Annotated in this window: 15 protein-coding genes and 4 tRNA genes; 9 read left to right on the forward strand and 10 right to left on the reverse strand. The window is 60.3% G+C overall.

What is annotated here, in order from left to right; translation table 11 throughout:
• Nucleotides 1-138: 138 nt before the first annotated feature.
• Nucleotides 139-2874: a TonB-dependent receptor gene (locus ACQ4V8_RS10720; protein WP_436571439.1), complete on the forward strand. Its 2736-nt coding sequence runs from the start codon at nt 139-141 to the stop codon at nt 2872-2874.
• A 137-nt stretch (nt 2875-3011) separates the two neighbouring features.
• Here ACQ4V8_RS10720 and ACQ4V8_RS10725 read toward each other — a convergent pair whose 3' ends face one another.
• A complete protein-coding gene (locus ACQ4V8_RS10725; protein ID WP_010402061.1) occupies nt 3012-3908 on the reverse strand; it encodes a recombination-associated protein RdgC in 897 nt (298 codons plus the stop codon).
• Nucleotides 3909-4025: 117 nt separating this feature from the next.
• Nucleotides 4026-5216, reverse strand: coding sequence for a DNA polymerase IV (gene dinB / locus ACQ4V8_RS10730; protein ID WP_261980827.1), 1191 nt, complete (start codon nt 5214-5216; stop codon nt 4026-4028).
• 181 nt (nt 5217-5397) lie between these two features.
• Here dinB and ACQ4V8_RS10735 point away from each other — a divergent pair, with 181 nt between their 5' ends.
• The 7 genes from ACQ4V8_RS10735 (at nt 5398) to ACQ4V8_RS10765 (ending at nt 10274) form a co-directional block, all read left to right on the forward strand.
• Nucleotides 5398-7575 carry a S9 family peptidase gene (locus ACQ4V8_RS10735; RefSeq protein WP_436571440.1) on the forward strand — a complete coding sequence of 726 codons (2178 nt, stop codon included), beginning with the start codon at nt 5398-5400 and terminating at the stop codon, nt 7573-7575.
• A 174-nt stretch (nt 7576-7749) separates the two neighbouring features.
• Nucleotides 7750-7825: transfer RNA gene (locus tag ACQ4V8_RS10740), tRNA-Val, on the forward strand.
• 54 nt (nt 7826-7879) lie between these two features.
• Nucleotides 7880-7956: transfer RNA gene (locus tag ACQ4V8_RS10745), tRNA-Asp, on the forward strand.
• Between the two features lie 228 nt (nt 7957-8184).
• Nucleotides 8185-8260 (forward strand) — tRNA-Val (locus tag ACQ4V8_RS10750).
• A 57-nt stretch (nt 8261-8317) separates the two neighbouring features.
• Nucleotides 8318-8394, forward strand: a tRNA-Asp gene (locus ACQ4V8_RS10755).
• Between the two features lie 159 nt (nt 8395-8553).
• A complete protein-coding gene (locus ACQ4V8_RS10760; RefSeq protein ID WP_436571441.1) occupies nt 8554-9657 on the forward strand; it encodes a hypothetical protein in 1104 nt (367 codons plus the stop codon).
• Nucleotides 9648-10274, forward strand: coding sequence for an ATP-binding cassette domain-containing protein (locus ACQ4V8_RS10765; RefSeq protein WP_010402065.1), 627 nt, complete (start codon nt 9648-9650; stop codon nt 10272-10274). The genes ACQ4V8_RS10760 and ACQ4V8_RS10765 overlap by 10 nt, the downstream gene beginning before the upstream one ends.
• Nucleotides 10275-10466: 192 nt before the next feature.
• Here the strand turns inward: ACQ4V8_RS10765 and ahpF are convergent, their stop codons facing one another.
• The 3 genes from ahpF to ACQ4V8_RS10780 all read right to left on the reverse strand — a co-directional run bounded on the left by ahpF (nt 10467) and on the right by ACQ4V8_RS10780 (nt 13027).
• Entirely contained in the window at nt 10467-12062 is a 1596-nt protein-coding gene (ahpF, locus tag ACQ4V8_RS10770; protein ID WP_010402066.1) for an alkyl hydroperoxide reductase subunit F, read from the reverse strand.
• Between the two features lie 104 nt (nt 12063-12166).
• A complete protein-coding gene (gene ahpC / locus ACQ4V8_RS10775; RefSeq protein ID WP_196856567.1) occupies nt 12167-12730 on the reverse strand; it encodes an alkyl hydroperoxide reductase subunit C in 564 nt (187 codons plus the stop codon).
• Between the two features lie 102 nt (nt 12731-12832).
• On the reverse strand, nt 12833-13027 hold the full coding sequence (locus ACQ4V8_RS10780; RefSeq protein WP_436571442.1) for a hypothetical protein: 195 nt from the start codon (nt 13025-13027) through the stop codon (nt 12833-12835).
• 21 nt (nt 13028-13048) lie between these two features.
• Here ACQ4V8_RS10780 and ACQ4V8_RS10785 point away from each other — a divergent pair, with 21 nt between their 5' ends.
• On the forward strand, nt 13049-13246 hold the full coding sequence (locus tag ACQ4V8_RS10785; protein ID WP_436571443.1) for a hypothetical protein: 198 nt from the start codon (nt 13049-13051) through the stop codon (nt 13244-13246).
• Here ACQ4V8_RS10785 and rbsD read toward each other — a convergent pair.
• Genes rbsD through ACQ4V8_RS10810 form a run of 5 tightly spaced genes read right to left on the reverse strand, consistent with a single transcriptional unit; the run spans nt 13243 to nt 18171 of the window.
• Nucleotides 13243-13635, reverse strand: coding sequence for a D-ribose pyranase (gene rbsD / locus ACQ4V8_RS10790; RefSeq protein WP_010402070.1), 393 nt, complete (start codon nt 13633-13635; stop codon nt 13243-13245). The two genes, ACQ4V8_RS10785 and rbsD, sit on opposite strands and share 4 nt — an antisense overlap.
• Before the next feature lie 4 nt (nt 13636-13639).
• On the reverse strand, nt 13640-14551 hold the full coding sequence (gene rbsK / locus ACQ4V8_RS10795) for a ribokinase (RefSeq protein ID WP_436571444.1): 912 nt from the start codon (nt 14549-14551) through the stop codon (nt 13640-13642).
• Nucleotides 14548-15606 carry a LacI family DNA-binding transcriptional regulator gene (locus ACQ4V8_RS10800; RefSeq protein WP_436571445.1) on the reverse strand — a complete coding sequence of 353 codons (1059 nt, stop codon included), beginning with the start codon at nt 15604-15606 and terminating at the stop codon, nt 14548-14550. The genes rbsK and ACQ4V8_RS10800 overlap by 4 nt, the downstream gene beginning before the upstream one ends.
• 21 nt (nt 15607-15627) lie before the next feature.
• Entirely contained in the window at nt 15628-16599 is a 972-nt protein-coding gene (locus ACQ4V8_RS10805) for an ABC transporter permease (protein WP_436571446.1), read from the reverse strand.
• 18 nt (nt 16600-16617) lie between these two features.
• A complete protein-coding gene (locus ACQ4V8_RS10810; protein WP_085940409.1) occupies nt 16618-18171 on the reverse strand; it encodes a sugar ABC transporter ATP-binding protein in 1554 nt (517 codons plus the stop codon).
• Nucleotides 18172-18184 lie beyond the last annotated feature (13 nt).

Consider the following 18184-nt stretch of genomic DNA (forward strand, 5'->3'; position numbering starts at 1 on the left):
GCACTAAGTAGCCTTCCACCTCCCATAGACGTGGTTACACCTACCGTACCCGAGCACCGCTGGTCATCTATCCGATGCCTTGAGCCGTGCGCGGGTGCCGCTTGTCGTTATTAAAACTACTACGGAGTAATTGTTACAATGGCATTTAAAGAAAAAATTGGCGTACGCAGCGTACGCCTGGCCCTGACCGTCCTGGCAGGTAGCGTTTTGTTCTCCGGCCAATCCATGGCGGATGAGGCAATTCAAAAAGTTGAAATTACCGGTTCGAGTATCAAGCGTATCGCTGTAGAAGGTGCACTGCCTGTACAACGCCTGTCGCAAGAAGCGATCGCCCGTACCGGCGCCACCACCGTCGCTGATCTGGTACAGAGCCTGCCAGCAATGCAAGGTTTCACCATCGGCGCCGTTGCCGCCGGTTCCAACTCGGGTGGCCGCACCAGCGCGTCGATCCATGACATCGGCGAAAGCTACACCCTGGTTCTGCTGAACGGCCGCCGCATCGCGCCACAAGGCTCGGGCACTTCCGTCAATCTGAACGCCATTCCGATGAGCGCCGTTGAGCGCGTCGAGATCCTGACTGACGGCGCTTCGGCACTGTACGGCTCGGACGCCATTGCCGGCGTGATCAACTTCATCCTGAAGAAAAACGTCCAAGGCGGCTCACTGGAAGCCACTTACGGTGGTCCGGAAGACAAGGGCGGCAACGCCTGGAACACCAACGTCACCTACGGTTTTGGCGACCTGGACGAAGACCGCTTCAACGTGCTGGTATCGTACCGCCACGATGAACAATCGAAACTGAAGGCGACGGACCGCTCGTTCGCCCGTTCGTCGTACATTCCTGTCAGCTACGGCGGCAAGAACTATATCTACGACCGTACCAGCTCCTCGACCGCACCGGCCAATGCCACGGTCGCGTTCAAAAACAAGGACACCCAGTCCATCACGTTCAACCCGTACCTGGCGGCTAACAAAGGTTGCGCACCAAGCAACTACGTCATGGCCAACAATAACCAGGCTTGCGGCTTCGACGGTGGCTCGACGGTGGAAATCGTTCCAGAATCGAAACGCGATAGCCTGTTCGCACGCGGCACCTATAAACTGACGGAAAACCTGAATGCGTTTGCCGAAGTTGCTCTGTCGCGCTACGACCTGACGGCACGTATCGCCGCCAACCCCGTGCCTATCTCGATCGCCAAAGACAGCGCTCTGTACAACGCCTACGTCAAGCCTAACCTGACGCCAGCGCAGCAAGCGGATATCAAAACCGTCACCGCCAACTATCGCATGGTCGACTGGGGCACTCGCGCCAGCAACACCATCACCGACACCAAGCACTTCGTGGTCGGCGTAGAAGGCGACGTAGGCGAGTGGAACGTGGAATCGGCTCTGACCTGGTCGCAAAACGCGATCGACGAGCGCTATGTAGGCGGTTACGCCAAGAACGCCGACTTCGTCGCGATGCAAAGCAATTCGCTGTTCAACCCCTTCCTGCCAGCAGGCAGCGCATCGCCAGAACTGCGAAAGCTGATCGACAGCTCGCAATTCAACGGTTCGATCCGTACGGCATCGACCACGATGCGCGGCATCGACGCGCACGGTTCGCGTGAACTGTTCTCCCTGCCAGGCGGCAAAGCCAATATCGGTATCGGCGGTGACTATCGTGAATACAATTACGAGCAATCGCCAAGCGCCGGCGCCAGCACCAGCACGATCTACAACTTCAACACGTCGCCACGTTACGACCTGACCCGCGAAACCTACGGTGTGTTTGCCGAATTGCTGGCACCTGTCACCAAAACGATCGAAGTGAGCCTGGCCGGTCGCTACGATACCGTGACGAAGATCGACAACGGTGTCGTCAACAAGTCCATCGGTAACGACCAAAGCGCCAGCACCTACAAAGTGACGGCACGCTGGCAGCCAGTACAGCAATTGCTGGTACGTGGTTCGTACGGCACGGGCTTCAAGGCACCAAGCATGCTGGACATCGGCCAGCCGCTGGTCAACAACGGCTTCACCGCAAAACCATGGAACTGCCCGTTCCCCGGCGATGCCCTGTGCCGTCCGCCAGCAACCCAGTACAACCAATTGGCTGGTGGTAACGAAAACCTGAAACCAGAAAAATCGAAGCAGTACACCGTAGGTTTCCGTATCGAGCCAAGCTCGGCATTCTCGTTTGGTGCCGACCTGTGGGACGTGAAGATCACAGATGCGGTTTCGGCAGTGAGCGAATCCCAGGCCTTTAACAACCCAAGCCTGTACCGCGACCTGTTCGGCACCTACACCGAACCATCGACCGGCAATACCTACTATGCATTCAAGTCGCTGTCGCTGAACATCGGCCAAACGCATAACCGTGGTATCGACTGGGACATGACTGGTCGTCACAAGTCTGACTTCGGTAACTTCACGGCGAACCTGAGCGGCACCTACATGCTCAAGGCCGACTACACCGTGCCAGGCACCAAGGACCAGTGGACGACCAACATGAACTACTTCGGCATCACCGATGCAGTCACGTTCCGTAACCTGGCCAAGCTGAACCTGAGCCTGGAATCGGGCAAGCTGACCAACAGTGTCATCATCAGCTACCGTAACGGCTATACCGACGCTTCGGCCGAGGTAATGGATATTGCGACCAAGAAACTGGAGAAGATCCGCCTGGCCGTGCCTTCGTACACCACCATCGACTGGCAAGGTCGCTATGTGTTCGACAGCAAGAAGTCGATACGCGCTGGTATCAAGAACCTGTTTGACCGCGCACCACCATTGTCGCTGCGTACCTCGTCGGGCCACCAAGTTGGCTTCGACCCACGCTATGCTGATCCAATGATGCGTTCGTTCTACATCACGGGCCAAATCAAGTTCTAAGTTGATTCCGTCAATGTAAACTGAGTGGCAAAAGGGCCTTGCAAACGCAAGGCCCTTTTTACATCCCACAGTGCCATGCCAGACGCGCAGGCGAAAAAAAGGAGCCGCAGCTCCTTTTCCGTACTGTACAACTGCTTTTATGCAGTCGCTTCGCCGCCCAAGGCTTCGACCACGTCGGCCATCAGCTTGGCGAGCTCACCCGTCATCAGCATCAGGTCGCCATCGAAACGCTCGTCGTCGTTCTTGGTGCTCGATTCCGTTTCCTTGATCACGTCCAGCGGCTTGACGCTCTTGATGGCCAGCGACTCCGTGAGCACGAACGAAATTTTATCGTTCCACGTCATGGCCAGGCGCGTGCATTGCTTGCCGGCGGCGATGTGGCGGCGCACGTCGTCCGCTTCCAGGGTGTGGCGCACGTAGCGCACGGTGGCCTTGCTCTCGCCCGTGGCGCGCAATTCGGTGTCCATGTCGACCGTGAAGCCGGCAGGCGCATCGTCGGCCTGCAGCCATTCCGTCATCACCGCCACGGGCGAACGCTGCACGCGCAGGCTTTCCAGCGGCAGTTTGTCGACGGCTTTCAACAGCAGCTTGATGACTTCATCGGCTTTCGCCGGACTGGCGGCATCGACCACCAGCCAGCCATTGACCGGGTCGATCCAGGTCCAGATGTTGCTGCGAATGCTGAAAGCGCGCGGCAGCAGTTCGTCGGCCACGCGCTCCTTCAATTCTTTCATGGCTTTCTTGCCAGGCGCAAAGCCTTGCGCTTCTTCCATCTCGGCCGCGCGGGCCTTGGCCACCTGGTTGATGACGGTCGCTGGCAGCAATTTCTTTTCGGTGCCCAGCAAGATCAGCATTTGCTTGTTGACCACGTGGACCAGGCCACCGTTCGGGCGCGGCGTATCCCAGCCCTGGCGCATCAGATCCATGCTGGTCGCCGGCGTAAATTTGTTCGAGGACAAGGCCTCTTCCAGTTGTTCTGGCGTATAAGCCCATGGTGCGGGCAGACGGTAAATCTGAAGATTCTTGAACCACATAGTTTTTTCTTCCGTTTGTTTCAGTAGTGCCAGAGAGATGCCATTCTACACTTTCGACACGAGAATGCCGTCAAAAGCGCGGACTGGCGCGATGCTTGTAATCCATGGGAAATGCCGCTACAGGGCGGGAAACAACTCCGCCTGGGCCGGCACCAGCCGCGTCACCACGGCCGGGTCGCACAAGGTCGAGATGCGCACGCCCAGCAGTCGGATTTTCTTTTCAAATGGCACGCGCCGCAAGCAATCGCGGCTGGCGCGCAGGATGGCGGCGGCGTCCGCCGTGGCGCTGGGCAGGGTGATGTCGCGCGTGACGGTGCTGAAATCTTCGAAGCGCAACTTGACGCCCACCGTGCGCCCCGCCAGCGATTGCTTGTCCAGGTCGCCCGCCACGCGCGTGCACAGGCTTTCCAGCTTTTCCGACAGGGTGGCGCGGTCGCGCACCACCTGCAAGTCGCGCTCGAACGTCGTTTCGCGGCTGACGGACTTGGTTTCCCGGCTCGTCTGCACGGGCCGATCATCAATGCCCAGTGCCGCCTGGCGCAGCCAGCCCGTGTACAGGTCGCCGAACTGCGTGCGCAGCATGGTGAGGTCGGCCCGCGCCAGTTCGCCGATGCTGACGATGCCCAGCGCTTCGAGCTTGGCGGTGGCCTTAGGACCAATACCGTTGATCTTTTTTGCCGGCAAGGGCCACACACGTGTTTCTACATCTTCGGGCTGCAAGATGGTCAGGCCATCGGGTTTTTCCAGGTCGGAACAGATTTTTGCCAGCAATTTGTTGGGCGCCAGGCCGACCGAGCACGACAGGCCCGTCGCCTCGAATACGGCTGCCTTCAGGCGTGCGGCCATGGCCGGTGCCTGCTCGCCGTATTCGCTGAGGTCGATATAGATTTCATCGATGCCGACGTTCTGGATGATAGGGCACAGCTCGGCCACGGCTTGCTTGAAGCGGGCCGAATACGCGCGGTAAGCCTCGAAGTCGGCCGGCAGCAAGATGCTGTCCGGTGCCAGCTTGGCTGCCTTCATGATGCCCATGGCAGAAAACACGCCAAACTTGCGCGCCGCATAGGTGGAGGTGGTGACAACGCCGCGCCCGACATAGTCGCGCATGCGCGCAAATTGCAGCGTGCCATCGTCCTGCAGCACGGGCTGCTGCAGCCGGCCGCCGCCGATGACGACGGCTTCACCGCGCAATTGCGGATATTTCAACAGCTCCACGGAGGCAAAGAAGGCATCCATGTCCAGGTGGGCTATCCAGCGGCGCGCGTCTGCGCTGCGCGGTTCGGCAAGTGGTGGGACAGATGGAGTCAAAAAAACACCTCGCGGCGGGTCGGTTGCCTTGATTGCGGCAAGATACTGTGCATGCATACAGTATTACCGCAAATGCGCACGGATGCAAGACGAAATGATGGCAGCGCGATGGCAGCGATCAGCGGTTGCTTTTCTCAATAGCAAGATTACAATCTTGACACAATCATGCAAAGGAGCCTCCTTGTCTATCACCTATCACGCTACGCGCCGCCGGTCCGTCTGGTCATCCATCCTGCCAGCCCTGCTGTTGTCCACCCTGGCGCCAGCCGCGCTGGCGGCTGATGCCCCCACCACTACTGCCAGTGCCACTATCCCGGCACCTGTTGCCGCCAAGACAGTGTGGCAGGAAAAGCGCCACGGCAGCGTCGTCACGGACGACTACCGCTGGCTGCAAAAGAAGACCGATCCTGCCGTGATCGATTATCTGAACGCGGAAAACGCCTACACGGCGGCCATCACGGCCCCGATCCAGCCGCTGGCCGACAAGGTGACTGCAGAAATCAAGGGCCGCATGCAGGAAGTGGACCTGTCCGTGCCTGCGCGTCAGGGTAACTTTTACTATTACACGCGCACCCAGGCGGGCCAGCAATATCCGCTTCACTGCCGCCGCCCAGTGGGCGCGAATGGCGCCTATGATGCGCAGGCGGTTGAAGAAATCCTGCTGGACCAGAATCAATTGGCTGAAGGCCACAAATTTTTTGCCGTGCGCGCGTTTGCTATCAGTCCCGATGAACAGTTGCTGGCCTACACCACCGACACGACGGGTTTCCGCCAATACGAGCTGCATGTCAAGGATTTGAAGACGGGCAAGTTGCTGGGTGATACCATGCCGCGCGTCACATCGCTGGCCTGGGCGGCCGATAACGCCACCCTGATGCTGGCCCAGGAAGACGCCACCACCAAGCGTTCGGACCGCTTGTTCCGCCTGGCCCTGGGCGGCGCGCCGCAGCAGGTCTACCACGAGCCGGTGGAACAGTTCGCCATCAATGTGGGCCGCACGCGCGACAAGCGCTACTTTGTGCTGAGTTCGGCCAGCACGGATACCAGCGAAGTGCTGCTGTTGCCAACGAGCAAGCCGGAAGGCAGTTTCCAAAGCGTGCTGAAGCGTGAAAAAGGCCACCGCTACGGCGTCGAGCACCGCGACGGCCAGTTGTACATTCTCACCAACAAGGACGCGAAGAATTTCCGCATCGTCAGCGCACCGGTAGCGGCCCCGCAGCCGAAAAACTGGAAACTCGTCGTGCCGCATAACAAGGATGCCGTGATCCTGTCCATCGACGTGTTCCAGGATTACCTGGTGGTCATGGAAAAGGCGCGCGCCCTGAACCGCGCGCGCATCCATGATTTTGCGCAAAAGAATTGGAAGACGGTGCAGTTCGACGACCCCGTCTACCTGGCCACGGCGGCCGGCACGCCAGAATTTTCCGCCACACAATTTCGCATGTCTTACCAATCGCCTATTACGCCGCCCGCCGTGATTGACGTCAACATGAAAGATGGCAAGCGCACGCTGCTGAAACAGCAGGAAATCGTCGGCGGCTACGATGCCAGCCGCTACACCACGCAGCGTCTGTGGGTGACAGCGCGCGATGGCGTGCAAGTGCCACTGTGGATCGTCTACAAGAAAGGCGTCAAGCTCGACGGTACCGCGCCACTGCTGCTGTACTCGTATGGCTCCTACGGCATCTCGACGGAAGCCAGCTTCGCTATCAGCCGCATCAGCCTGCTGGAGCGCGGCGTCATCTATGCGCAAGCGCACATCCGCGGCGGCACGGACATGGGCGAAGCCTGGCATGAAGACGGCATGCTGATGAAGAAGAAGAACACCTTCAATGACTTCATCGACAGCGCCGACTACCTGGTGCGCGAAAAATGGACCAGCCCGAACCGCCTGATCATCCAGGGCGGCAGCGCGGGTGGCCTCTTGATGGGGGCCGTCGTCAACATGCGTCCCGAGCTGTTCCACGCCGTGCACGCGGCCGTACCGTTCGTCGACGTGATGAACACCATGATGGACGCCAGCTTGCCGCTGACGACGGGCGAATACCTGGAATGGGGCGACCCGAACCAGAAAGCGGCCTACGACTACATGCTCAGCTACTCGCCCTACGACAACATTGCACGTAAGAACTATCCGGCCATGCTGGTGACGACGGGCCTCAACGACAGCCAGGTCATGTACTGGGAACCGGCCAAGTATGTGGCCAAGCTGCGCGCATATAAAACGGACAGCAATGCGCTGCTGCTGAAAACGAATATGGGCGCCGGCCATGGCGGCGCTTCGGGCCGCTACAACGCCATCGCCGAGAATGCGTTCAATCTGGCGTGGATGCTGTCGCAGTGGGGTATCACGCAATAACAGCCCTGAGAAAAAGCCCACGGCAGCGTTACATTGCCTCGCCCTGAACTTTTTTCAGCTGCTCCCAAGCGCTTTTTTGAAAAAAGCGCTTGCACAAGGATTTTCGTCGTCCTATAATAGCGCCTCTTCCAGACGTGGTGACAAACGTCGGGATAGTTTTCTGAGACAAGCATTGGGTGCTTAGCTCAGTTGGTAGAGCGGCGCCCTTACAAGGCGTAGGTCGGGAGTTCGAGCCTCTCAGCACCCACCAAATCAGAAAACTGTCCAGTGCTTCATGGATCAGCAATACAGATCATACGAGCTTGGAGTGGTAGTTCAGTTGGTTAGAATACCGGCCTGTCACGTCGGGGGTCGCGGGTTCGAGTCCCGTCCGCTCCGCCAATAAAAGAAAAGCCCTTTGGTTCTCTGAACCGAAGGGCTTTTCCCATTGTGCAGCAACAAATACACCGAAAAAGGCGCCAGCATCGCCTGCCCTGCATATTTTTGTGCTTTTCAGCAAAAAAACTGCTTTTAGTGCTCAAGAATAGTTGCACAAGTGGGAAAACGCCCCCTATAATAGTGCCTCTTCCAGACGTGGTGACAAACGTCGGGATAGTTTTCTGGGTATGCGGGTGCTTAGCTCAGTTGGTAGAGCGGCGCCCTTACAAGGCGTAGGTCGGGAGTTCGAGCCTCTCAGCACCCACCACCAAAACAGAAAATTATCCAGTGCTTCATGGATCAGCAACACAGATCATACGAGCTTGGAGTGGTAGTTCAGTTGGTTAGAATACCGGCCTGTCACGTCGGGGGTCGCGGGTTCGAGTCCCGTCCGCTCCGCCAATAAAAGAAAAGCCCTTTGGTTCTCTGAACCGAAGGGCTTTTCCCATTCTGGGGTCAGCCCCTCAACACTGCCAACGTCAAGCACAAAGCTAACTTATCCGGGGGTCTGACCCAGGCTGTTAGAATCAGCGCTCATCCTGACTCTGCAGATACAGCCTGATGCGCCTGCCCCGCAGTCTATCCCCCTACCTCGTCCTGCGCTTACGCCTGGCCCACCATGCTCTGCTGCAATTTGTCGCCAGCCTGGCCAGTTCCATGGAAATTCTTGTCTTCCTGGCCGGCCCCGTCTTGCTGGGCTTACTCAGCGTCATCGCCCTGCCCGGCTTTCTCGCCGTGAGCCTGCCCTGGCCCGCCGCCCTGGGTCTCTTGAGCGCGCAAATCCTGCTGACCTGCCTGCCCGCCTGGCTGCTGCGCCAACGGCTGTTGCCAGCGCCCATCGCCGCCTGGCTGCGCCAGTTGCCCTTGACTAGGCGCTTGCGCTGGCAAGCAGACGTGGCCGTGGCCGCTTTGCTGATGCTGCCGCTGGGCCTCGCCTATGCCGTCTCGACCACCATCTGGCTGCTGCAGTCGCCGCCCTGGTTGCGCCCGCTTGTCGCACCCGGCATTGCCATCATCATCGCCGCGTGGCTGCTGGCCTGGCTACTGACAACATGCATCGTGGCGCAGCGCCTGCGCGCGCCCCGCCCGGCACCAAGGGCGCGCCCGACCACGATGAGCGCCTATGTGCCGCAGCGGCCCCGCTGGCGCAGCGTATTGCTGTGGCGCCAGTTGTTCTGGCTGCCGTTCTGGCGCAACGACAATATGGTTGGCATCGAGCAAAGCGTGTTGCTGGCCACCGCTGGCGCCAGCATGCTGGCCTGGCTGCTGCGCGCGCCCCTGGTGCCCGCGCCGCTGTTGGGTTTGCTGGCCAGCGCCAGTCTGGTGATTCTGACGGACCGCGGCGACAAGGCCGTGCGCGAGCAGATCGACTTGCTGCATCCATCGCTGAACGCCTGGCCCCTGGCCAGCGCCACCTTGACGCGCCTGGCCTGCGCCGCCAGCCTGCTGCCGCCATTTGCCGTGCTGCTGGCAGGCGGTATCTTGCTCTACAACATACACCCCGCCGCCTTGCAGCAGCGCGTGACCAGCGTGTATGGCCTCACCGCCAGCGCGGCCCTGCTGGCCATCGTCGGCCTGCCCCGCCTCGCGGCGCGCAGCCGCGTCGTCCTCGTCGTGCTATCCATCCTTGCCTTGAGCGCCATCGGAAGCGAATTATGGAATTGAATGCCTGTTCTCCCACCCTGCAAATCGAGCACCTCGATTTTCACTTCCCCACGCACAGCGTGTTCCAGGGCTGCAATCTGCAATTCGGCCCCGGCGTGACCTGGCTGCGCGGCCCGAACGGGGCCGGCAAGACAACCTTGCTGAAACTGGCGGGCGGCGCCCTGCTGCCCGCGCGCGGCGCCATCCGCCTCGATGACATCGACAGCGCTTGCATGCCGCTGGCGTACCGCGCACTGGCCTTCTATTGTGGCGGCGACGCTCCTTCCCTGCCCTGGCTGCAAGTGCATGAATTTCTCGACCTGTACCTGGCCCTGTACCCGGACAGCGACCAGTCCCTGTTGAACGACGAGCTGAGCGCGTTTGGCATGACGCCGACCTTGCGGCAAAGCATCACCGCCCTCTCGCTGGGCCAGCACAAAAAGCTGCAACTGGCCTTGGCGCTGGCCTTGCCCGTGCGCCTGCTGCTGATTGATGAACCGTTCAATGGCCTCGATGCAGCGGCCATGGCGCATCTGCGCGCGCGCCTGTCGGAGCCGGCCCGCCTGGCGCGCCAGTGCATCGTGCTGTCCAGCCATCTGGTGCCTGGCGTGCCGCTGACGGCGACGCTAGAAATATAGACAGAAAAACGCTTGGGATAGCGTATTGCAAAAAACCGACAATCCCGCTGCAGCCACGACGCCAACACCGCGCGTCGATGGCGTGCAAGTATAGGTAAGCGCGAATGCCCACGACACGGACAGCTAAAAAAGTTGCGCGCAAAAAAAACCGGAAGCACCTTGCGGCGTTCCGGTTTTTTACGGCTGGACAGCTTAGGCCGTCAGTGCTTCCTTGGCGGCAGACTCTTCGACCACTTCATCGTCGTCCGAGCGGATCAGGTGGTCAAAGGCGGACAGGGCTGCCTTTGCACCTTCGCCGGTGGCGATGATGATTTGCTTGAACGGCACGGTGGTAACGTCGCCAGCCGCAAACACGCCGGGGATCGAGGTCTGGCCGCGGGCGTCGACTTCGATTTCGCCTTGGCGCGACAACGTAACCGTCCCTTTCAGCCATTCCGTGTTCGGTACCAGACCGATTTGCACGAAAACGCCTTCCAGATCGACCTTGTGCGATGCGCCGCTGACGCGGTCGGTGTAGCTGAGGCCATTGACGATCTTGCCGTCACCGTTGATTTCGGTGGTTTGCGCTGAGGAAACCACGCTCACGTTAGGCAAGCTGTGCAGCTTGCGTTGCAGCACCGCATCGGCGCGCAATTCCGCGCCGTACTCGATCAAGGTCACGTGTTTTACCAGGCCGGCCAGGTCGATCGCCGCTTCCACGCCCGAGTTTCCGCCGCCGATCACGGCCACGCGCTTGCCCTTGAACAAAGGACCATCGCAGTGCGGGCAGTAGGCGACACCGTGGTTGCGGTATTCCTTCTCACCCGGTACGTTGATTTCGCGCCAGCGGGCGCCGGTGGCCAGGATGACGGTCTTGGCTTTCAAGATGGCGCCATTCACCGTTTCAATCTCGATCAGCTTACCCGGCGTCAACTTCATGGCGCGCTGGGTATTCATGATGTCGACCTCGTATTCCTTGACGTGCTGTTCCAGCGCCATGGCGAACTTCGGACCATCCGTTTCGCTGACGGAAATAAAGTTCTCGATGGCCAGCGTATCGAGCACTTGGCCGCCGAAACGCTCGGCCAGCACGCCCGTCTTGATGCCTTTACGCGCTGCGTAGACAGCCGCTGCCGCACCGGCAGGGCCACCGCCGACGATCAGCACGTCGAACACGCCTTTTTTCGACAACGCTTGCGCTTGGCGGGCACCGGCGTTGGTATCGATCTTGGCGAGGATTTCCTCGACATTCGTGCGTCCCTGGCCGAAATGCTGGCCATTCAGGAACATCATCGGCACGGACATGATCTGGCGCTCTTCGACTTCTTTCGGGAATACGCCACCATCGATGGTGGTGACCTTGATGCGCGGATTGATCACCGCCATGGCATTCAAGGCCTGCACCACTTCCGGGCAATTATGGCAGCTGAGCGAAATAAACGTCTCAAACGCGTAATCGCCTTCGAGGTTGCGGATTTGCTCGATCACCGCTTCGTCGAACTTGATGGTGTGGCCGCCCACTTGCAGCAAGGCCAACACCAGCGAGGTAAATTCGTGGCCCAGCGGGATGCCGGCGAAACGCACGCCGATATCAGTGCCTGGGCGGTTGATGCTGAACGATGGCTTGCGCTCGGTATCGTCCAGTCGCTTGAGCAGCGTGATCTTGTCGCTCAACAGGACGATTTCCTGGAGCAGTTCTTCCATTTCACGCGCCTTGGCGCTGTCATCGAGATTGGCGACGATCTCAATGGGCTGTACTACTTTTTCCAAATAGGTTTTCAACTGCGCTTTGAGATTTACGTCCAACATGATTTTTTCCTTTGACAAATATTTAGGCAAATGCCGGGCCGGACACCCGGTCCGGCATCGCGGTAACTACTTGTTTGCTGCTAGATGTTGCAAGACTTCAAGACTTAGATCTTGCCAACCAGGTCCAGCGATGGGGTCAGGGTTGCTGCGCCTTCGGTCCATTTGGCTGGGCACACTTCACCTGGGTGAGCGGCAACGTATTGTGCTGCCTTGACTTTGCGCAACAGTTCCGATGCGTCACGACCGATGCCGTTGTCATGCACTTCCAGCACTTTGATGAAGCCGTCCGGGTTCATCACGAAGGTACCGCGCAGTGCCATGCCGTCTTCTTCGATCATGACTTCGAAATTGCGCGACAGGGCGCCGGTTGGGTCGCCGATCAGTGCGTATTGCACTTTCTTGATGGCGTCCGAGGTGTCATGCCATGCTTTGTGCGCGAAATGCGAATCGGTCGAGATGCCGTAGACTTCGACGCCCATTTGCTGGAATTGCGCGTGGTGATCGGCCAAGTCTTCCAGTTCTGTTGGGCAAACGAAGGTGAAGTCGGCTGGGTAGAACATGAATATCGACCACTTGCCCTTCAGCGACGCTTCCGTCAGGTCGACGAATTTGCCATTGTGGAATGCGGTTGCCTTGAATGGTTTAACTTGGGTATTGATAAGCGACATAATCATTTCCTCTCGGGTGGTGAATCAGTAAGACCATAGTGTAAGGGTTTTTAATCCATACTCAAAATTGATTGTAACAATAGTTTCAATTGGTTTTGACTATCATTGCACTACGGGAACACCATCATAGGCAGTTCCCGGTGGATTGAACAGCAACAAGAAGATATCTTCTTCCCGCCGTCTGGTCCTCAATTTTTTAGGTGCTGCGTGAACTTTTCCAGCGTTTTCCGCCAGCTTGAGCATCACCTGGCGCTGTGGCCGGATAGGCATGCTGGCCGTATCATTGGTATCGCCCATGCAGTCACCTCGGCTCAGTGAATGGAAAAGCTTGGCCTGCGCGCCCGATTCACATGCAGCGAAGCGGTGACAGCTAAAGCCGGGCGCAGGCACCAGCGCATCGAGTATAAGCCCGTTCAAGCGGAAAGCCCCGTCCGGCAGAGACCATCGAATCTGCTGGCAGGGCAGGCGAAGATGTTGGTTTTTTTGAAAAAGAATCTGGCGTTTGTTTTGCGCTAGAACACCACGCCGGCCACCAAAATGATGTTGGCATACGGACTGCACTCCCCCGTGCGCACGATGGCGCGCGCGCCCTTGGACAGTTGCTTGAACGCTTCATGCGTGACTTGGCGCGCATCGGGCACGGCCAGGGCCGCCACCTGCGCCGCCATGGCAGGATTGTGCTGTGGCAACTCGCTGGCCAGCACATGATATTCCACCTGCATTTCGCTCAACACGGTATTCACGGTGTCGATGAAGCCGGGGATGCCGCGCGTCAAGGCCAGGTCGATCAGGGGCACGCCCGGCTGCGAGGGCAAGCCCGCGTCGCCGATAACAAGCATGTCGCCATGACCGAGCGAAGCGATCAATTGCGACAACGCAATATTGAGCAGTGGTGTTTTTTTCATGGTCTCAGAACAGTTCGTGCAGGTGGGGAATCGAGGTTTGCGCGCCGTGCTTGGTAACGCTCCAGGCGGCCGCGCGCTGGCCTTGTTGAATCGCTTCAGCCTCGTCCATGCCAGAGGCCAGGCCCGCCACAAAGCCGCCGATGAAAGTGTCGCCAGCGGCCGTCGTGTCGACCGCTTGCACCACTTCAGCCGGGAAATCATAATCGCCGCCATACAGGGCCGCATGCACGCCCTTGTGGCCCAAGGTGATGATGACGTTGTCGCTGCCCAGCTTTTGCAGCGCGGCCGCCAGCGCCTTGGCATCCACGCCTTCCGGGCTGACACCGGCCAGCATGGCCGCTTCGATTTCATTCGGAATCAGGTAATCGACCAGCACCAGCACACTTTCCGGCAAGCTAGCGGCCGGTGCAGGGTTCAGCACCACGGTCTTGCCCAGCGAACGGGCCAGTTTGATCGCGTGCACGACGGTGGCCATCGGTGTTTCCAGTTGCAGCACGACGATATCGGCCTGTTCGATCAGCCCTTTGGCCGCGTCGATATGCGCGGGGCTTAATAAATCGTTGGCGCCGCCAGCAATCACGATGCTGTTCTGGCCATTGTCGTCGACGAGAATGGACGCGATGCCGGACGCCACGCCGGGCAAGGTGGTGATATGGCTATCGATGATGCCATCGCCCACCAGCGCCGCGCGCAGGGTCGTGCCGAACGCGTCATCGCCCACGCAGCCTATCATGGCCACTTGCTGGCCACCGGCCTCAACCTTGCCGCTCAGGCGCGCGCAAGCCACGGCCTGGTTGGCACCCTTGCCGCCAGGAATGGTTCTAAAAGCGCCACCCGTCAGGGTTTCACCGGGAAGTGGCATGCGCGGCACGCGCAAGACCAGGTCCATATTGATACTGCCGATAACCACGATCATGATGTCATTCCCATCAGTTCAGTTGCAGGTGAAGAAGTCAGTGAGGAAGAAGCTACAGTAGCGGCCACGCTGGAGCCGCGCACATGTAGTGCAGGCGCGATGCTGCGCTGCTGGCGCGGCAAGGCGGGGGCGGCGATGCGCGCCAGCAGGCAGGCCGCCGTGATATGGCCCAGTTCGCGCGTGTTTTGCGCCACGCTGCTCAAGGCCGGATGCACGAAGCTGGCCAGGTCGATATCGTCGAAGCCGACGACGGCCAGGTCCACGGGCACGGCAATGCCGAGCTCGGCGGCGGCGCGCAGGGCGCCAAAGGCCATCAAGTCATTGCAGCAGAACAAGGCGTCGGGGCGCTGGCCCTCGGGCAGCGCCAGCAAGTCCAGCGCGACCGCATAGCCGCCCGCACTCGTAAAATCGCTATGCCGGCACAGGTCGCCGGCCAGCAGCAAGCCCGCATCGGCCATGGCGCTGCGTGCGCCGGCTATGCGGTCATTGGAAATGCTCACTTCGCGCGGGCCAGCGATACAGGCCAGACGCCGGCGCCCCAGCCCCAGCAGATGGCGCGCGGCCAGCACGCCGCCGGCGCGGTTATCGACGGCCACCACATCGATGGACAGGTCGTTGGGCGCGCGGTCGAGCAGCACGGCCGGCACCTTCATCTTGCGCAGCAATTCGCCATCGCTGTCGGCCAGTGCGGACAAAATCAGGCCGTCGCAGCGCTTGGTCAGGAGCACGTTCAGGTAGTCGCGCTGCTTGACGGGGTCGTCATCGGAATTACATAAAATGACGCTGTAGCCGGCCGCGTAGCAACTGTCCTCGATGCCGCGCGCCACTTCCGAAAAGTACGGGTTCGTATTATTCGGAATGATGAGGCCTATGGTGCCCGTGCTGCTGCTGCGCAGCGAACGCGCCAAGGCGCTGGGCACGTAATGCAATTGCTGCGCCGCTGCCAGCACGGCGCGGCGCGCGGCGTCGCTGACGGGACGGGTATTGTTGAGGACGTGCGACACGGTGGTATACGACACCCCCGCCGCCTGCGCCACTTGTTTGATGGTTGCCATGGACCGCGCTTTCTCTTGCGCTTATGCGCGCTCGCCGCGGCGGCGGTAAGTGTCGAGCACCACGGCAGCGACGATCACCAGGCCCGTGACGATGCGTTTGACGGGTTCGGATACGCCCACTTGCGCCAGGCCCGCTTCCAGCACGGAAATAATCAGCACGCCAATAAAGGTACTGATGACGGAGCCGCGCCCGCCCATCAGGCTGGTGCCGCCGATCACCACGGCGGCGATCACTTGCAATTCCATGCCCACGCCGCCGTTCGGATCGGCCGCTTCCAGGCGCGAGACCTGGAACAGGGCACCCACGCCGGCGAGGAAACCCATCAGGGCAAACACCAGCACTTTGGACGGTTTGGTATTGATGCCGGACAAACGCACGGCTTCTTCATTCGTGCCGATACCGATCCAGTGGCGTCCCAGCACCGTGCGCGTGAGCACCAGGTGGCCGATCACAACAATAGCGATGGCGGCGATGAAGGCAGGCGACAGGCCGAAGGCGATCGGCGAACTGATGCCGTCAACGGCGCTGCCGATATATTCCGTGCGCGAGTTGGTCACTTGATAGGCCAGGCCGCGTGCCATTTCCAGCACGCCCAGCGAGACGATGAACGAGGGAATGCGCCAGCCGACGGCAATCAGGCCCGTGGTGGCGCCGCACACGGCGGCGACGAACATGCCCAGCAGGGCGGCGCTCCACACAGGCCAGCCCCAGTGCACGACGGCCAGCGACAGCACGGAAGCGGCCAGCGCCATCACCGAGCCCACGGACAGATCGATGCCGCCGATGATCAGGACAAAGGTCATGCCGACCGCCATCACCACCAGCGTCGGGATGTTGTTCGACAGGGTGCTGAGGGTAGCGAGCGTAAAGAAGTTTTCGCTGGCAAACGAGAACAGCACACACATGGCCAGCAGGGCGCCGATCAGGCCTGCATAGTTTTTCAGGTCGGCCAGGCTGCGCTGCAGATACGAAGGAGAGGAGTGGATAGTCATGGGAATCTTTCCGGCGGATCAGGCCGCAGCTGGAGTGGAAGTAGGAGTCAAATAGCCAGAGAAGGCGGCCGATAGCAGCGCGTCCTGGCTCCAGGCGCCGCGCTCGAAGGTCTCGACGATGCTGCCCGCGCTCATCACGGCGATGCGGTCACAAATCAGCATCAGTTCGCGCAAGTCGCTCGATACGATGACCAGGCCCTTGCCCTGGCGCGCCTGTTCCGCCAGCACCTGGTAAATATCAAACTTGGCGCCGATATCGATGCCGCGCGTGGGCTCGTCGAACAGCATCACGGGGCAGTCGCGGTACAGCCAGCGCGCGATCACCACTTTTTGCTGGTTACCGCCCGACAATTCGGCCACCGTTTGCGCGCTGCTACGCGAACGGATGCCCAAGCGTTGAATATAGTCGTCGGCCACCGTCGCTTCGGCGGCGGCGTTAAGCCAACCGGCGCCACTGACGCTATCGAGCGACGCCAGGGTCGTGTTGACGGCGATGGACTGGCGCAGCAACAAACCCTGGCCCTTGCGGTCTTCCGTGATCATGGCAATGCCGGCCTGGACGGCGGCCTGCGGTGAACCCAGTACAGCCGGTGTTGCGCTGTCGCCAAGATACACTGCCCCGGCGTCGGCACGGTCGGCGCCGAAGATCAGGCGCAACAATTCCGTGCGGCCCGAGCCGATCAGGCCGGCGATGCCGAGGATTTCGCCCGCGCGCAAGTCGAAGGAAGTCGGTTTGACCACCGTGCCGCGCGCCAAGCCGCGCACGCGCAGCAGCGGCGCGCCGATGCTGCGTCCGCTCAAGTCGACGGCGTCATCGGCCGAACGGCCGACCATCAGGCTGACCAGGTCGGCGGCGGAATGGCCGGCGATGTCGTCGTCGCACACGAGCTGGCCGTCGCGCAGCACGGCGATGCGGTCAGCCACGCGCTTGAGTTCTTCCAGACGGTGGGAAATATAGATGATGCACACGCCTTCGGCCTTCAGACGCTCGATTTGCAGGAACAGCAATTCCACTTCGCGGTGCGTCAGCATGGCCGTCGGCTCATCGAGCACCAGCAGGCGGCAGGCACCGATCAGGTTGCGCGCGATCTCAATCATTTGCTGGTGGCCGATGCCCAGTTCACCGACGAGTGTCCACGGGTCGAGTCCACCCAAGCCCACTTTCTCCATCTGTTCGCGCGCGTCGCGCGCAAGACGGCTGCGGTCGATGAAGCCGAAGCGCTGCGGCAAATTCTTCAGGTACAGGTTTTCCGCGATCGACAGCGTGGGAATCAAGTTCAGTTCCTGCATCACCATGCGGATGCCCAGCGCCTCGGCTGCACCACGCGAGGCGGGCCGATACGGCTTGCCGTCGAGCAGCATCGTGCCCGTGCTGGCTTGCTCCAGGCCACAGATGATCTTCGACAGAGTGCTCTTGCCCGCGCCGTTCTCGCCCGTCAGCGCCAGCACCTGGCCAGGGGCAAAACGCAGGCCCACGCCGCCCAGCACGGGGCCGACATAGGACTTGCCGATGTTATCCAGAGTCAATAAAGAGATGGCGGCTGTTGGCGCCGGGGGGATGTCGCTAGGCATGATAAAACTCCGC

The organism is Janthinobacterium paucivorans (genome assembly GCF_051380805.1).
GTDB classification, from domain to species: Bacteria; Pseudomonadota; Gammaproteobacteria; order Burkholderiales; family Burkholderiaceae_D; genus Janthinobacterium; species Janthinobacterium lividum_D.

Excerpts from the sequence above, each read along its gene's own strand:
- ACQ4V8_RS10760 (WP_436571441.1), top strand. The coding sequence starts at position 8,554 with ATGCGCCTGCCCCGCAGTCTATCCCCCTACCTCGTCCTGCGCTTACGC.
- ACQ4V8_RS10780 (WP_436571442.1), bottom strand. The coding sequence starts at position 13,027 with ATGGGCGATACCAATGATACGGCCAGCATGCCTATCCGGCCACAGCGC.
- rbsD (WP_010402070.1), bottom strand. The coding sequence starts at position 13,635 with ATGAAAAAAACACCACTGCTCAATATTGCGTTGTCGCAATTGATCGCT.
- ACQ4V8_RS10810 (WP_085940409.1), bottom strand. The coding sequence starts at position 18,171 with ATGCCTAGCGACATCCCCCCGGCGCCAACAGCCGCCATCTCTTTATTG.
- rbsK (WP_436571444.1), bottom strand. The coding sequence starts at position 14,551 with ATGATCGTGGTTATCGGCAGTATCAATATGGACCTGGTCTTGCGCGTG.
- ahpC (WP_196856567.1), bottom strand. The coding sequence starts at position 12,730 with ATGTCGCTTATCAATACCCAAGTTAAACCATTCAAGGCAACCGCATTC.
- ACQ4V8_RS10720 (WP_436571439.1), top strand. The coding sequence starts at position 139 with ATGGCATTTAAAGAAAAAATTGGCGTACGCAGCGTACGCCTGGCCCTG.
- ahpF (WP_010402066.1), bottom strand. The coding sequence starts at position 12,062 with ATGTTGGACGTAAATCTCAAAGCGCAGTTGAAAACCTATTTGGAAAAA.
- ACQ4V8_RS10805 (WP_436571446.1), bottom strand. The coding sequence starts at position 16,599 with ATGACTATCCACTCCTCTCCTTCGTATCTGCAGCGCAGCCTGGCCGAC.
- ACQ4V8_RS10765 (WP_010402065.1), top strand. The coding sequence starts at position 9,648 with ATGGAATTGAATGCCTGTTCTCCCACCCTGCAAATCGAGCACCTCGAT.
- ACQ4V8_RS10785 (WP_436571443.1), top strand. The coding sequence starts at position 13,049 with ATGGAAAAGCTTGGCCTGCGCGCCCGATTCACATGCAGCGAAGCGGTG.
- ACQ4V8_RS10800 (WP_436571445.1), bottom strand. The coding sequence starts at position 15,606 with ATGGCAACCATCAAACAAGTGGCGCAGGCGGCGGGGGTGTCGTATACC.
- ACQ4V8_RS10725 (WP_010402061.1), bottom strand. The coding sequence starts at position 3,908 with ATGTGGTTCAAGAATCTTCAGATTTACCGTCTGCCCGCACCATGGGCT.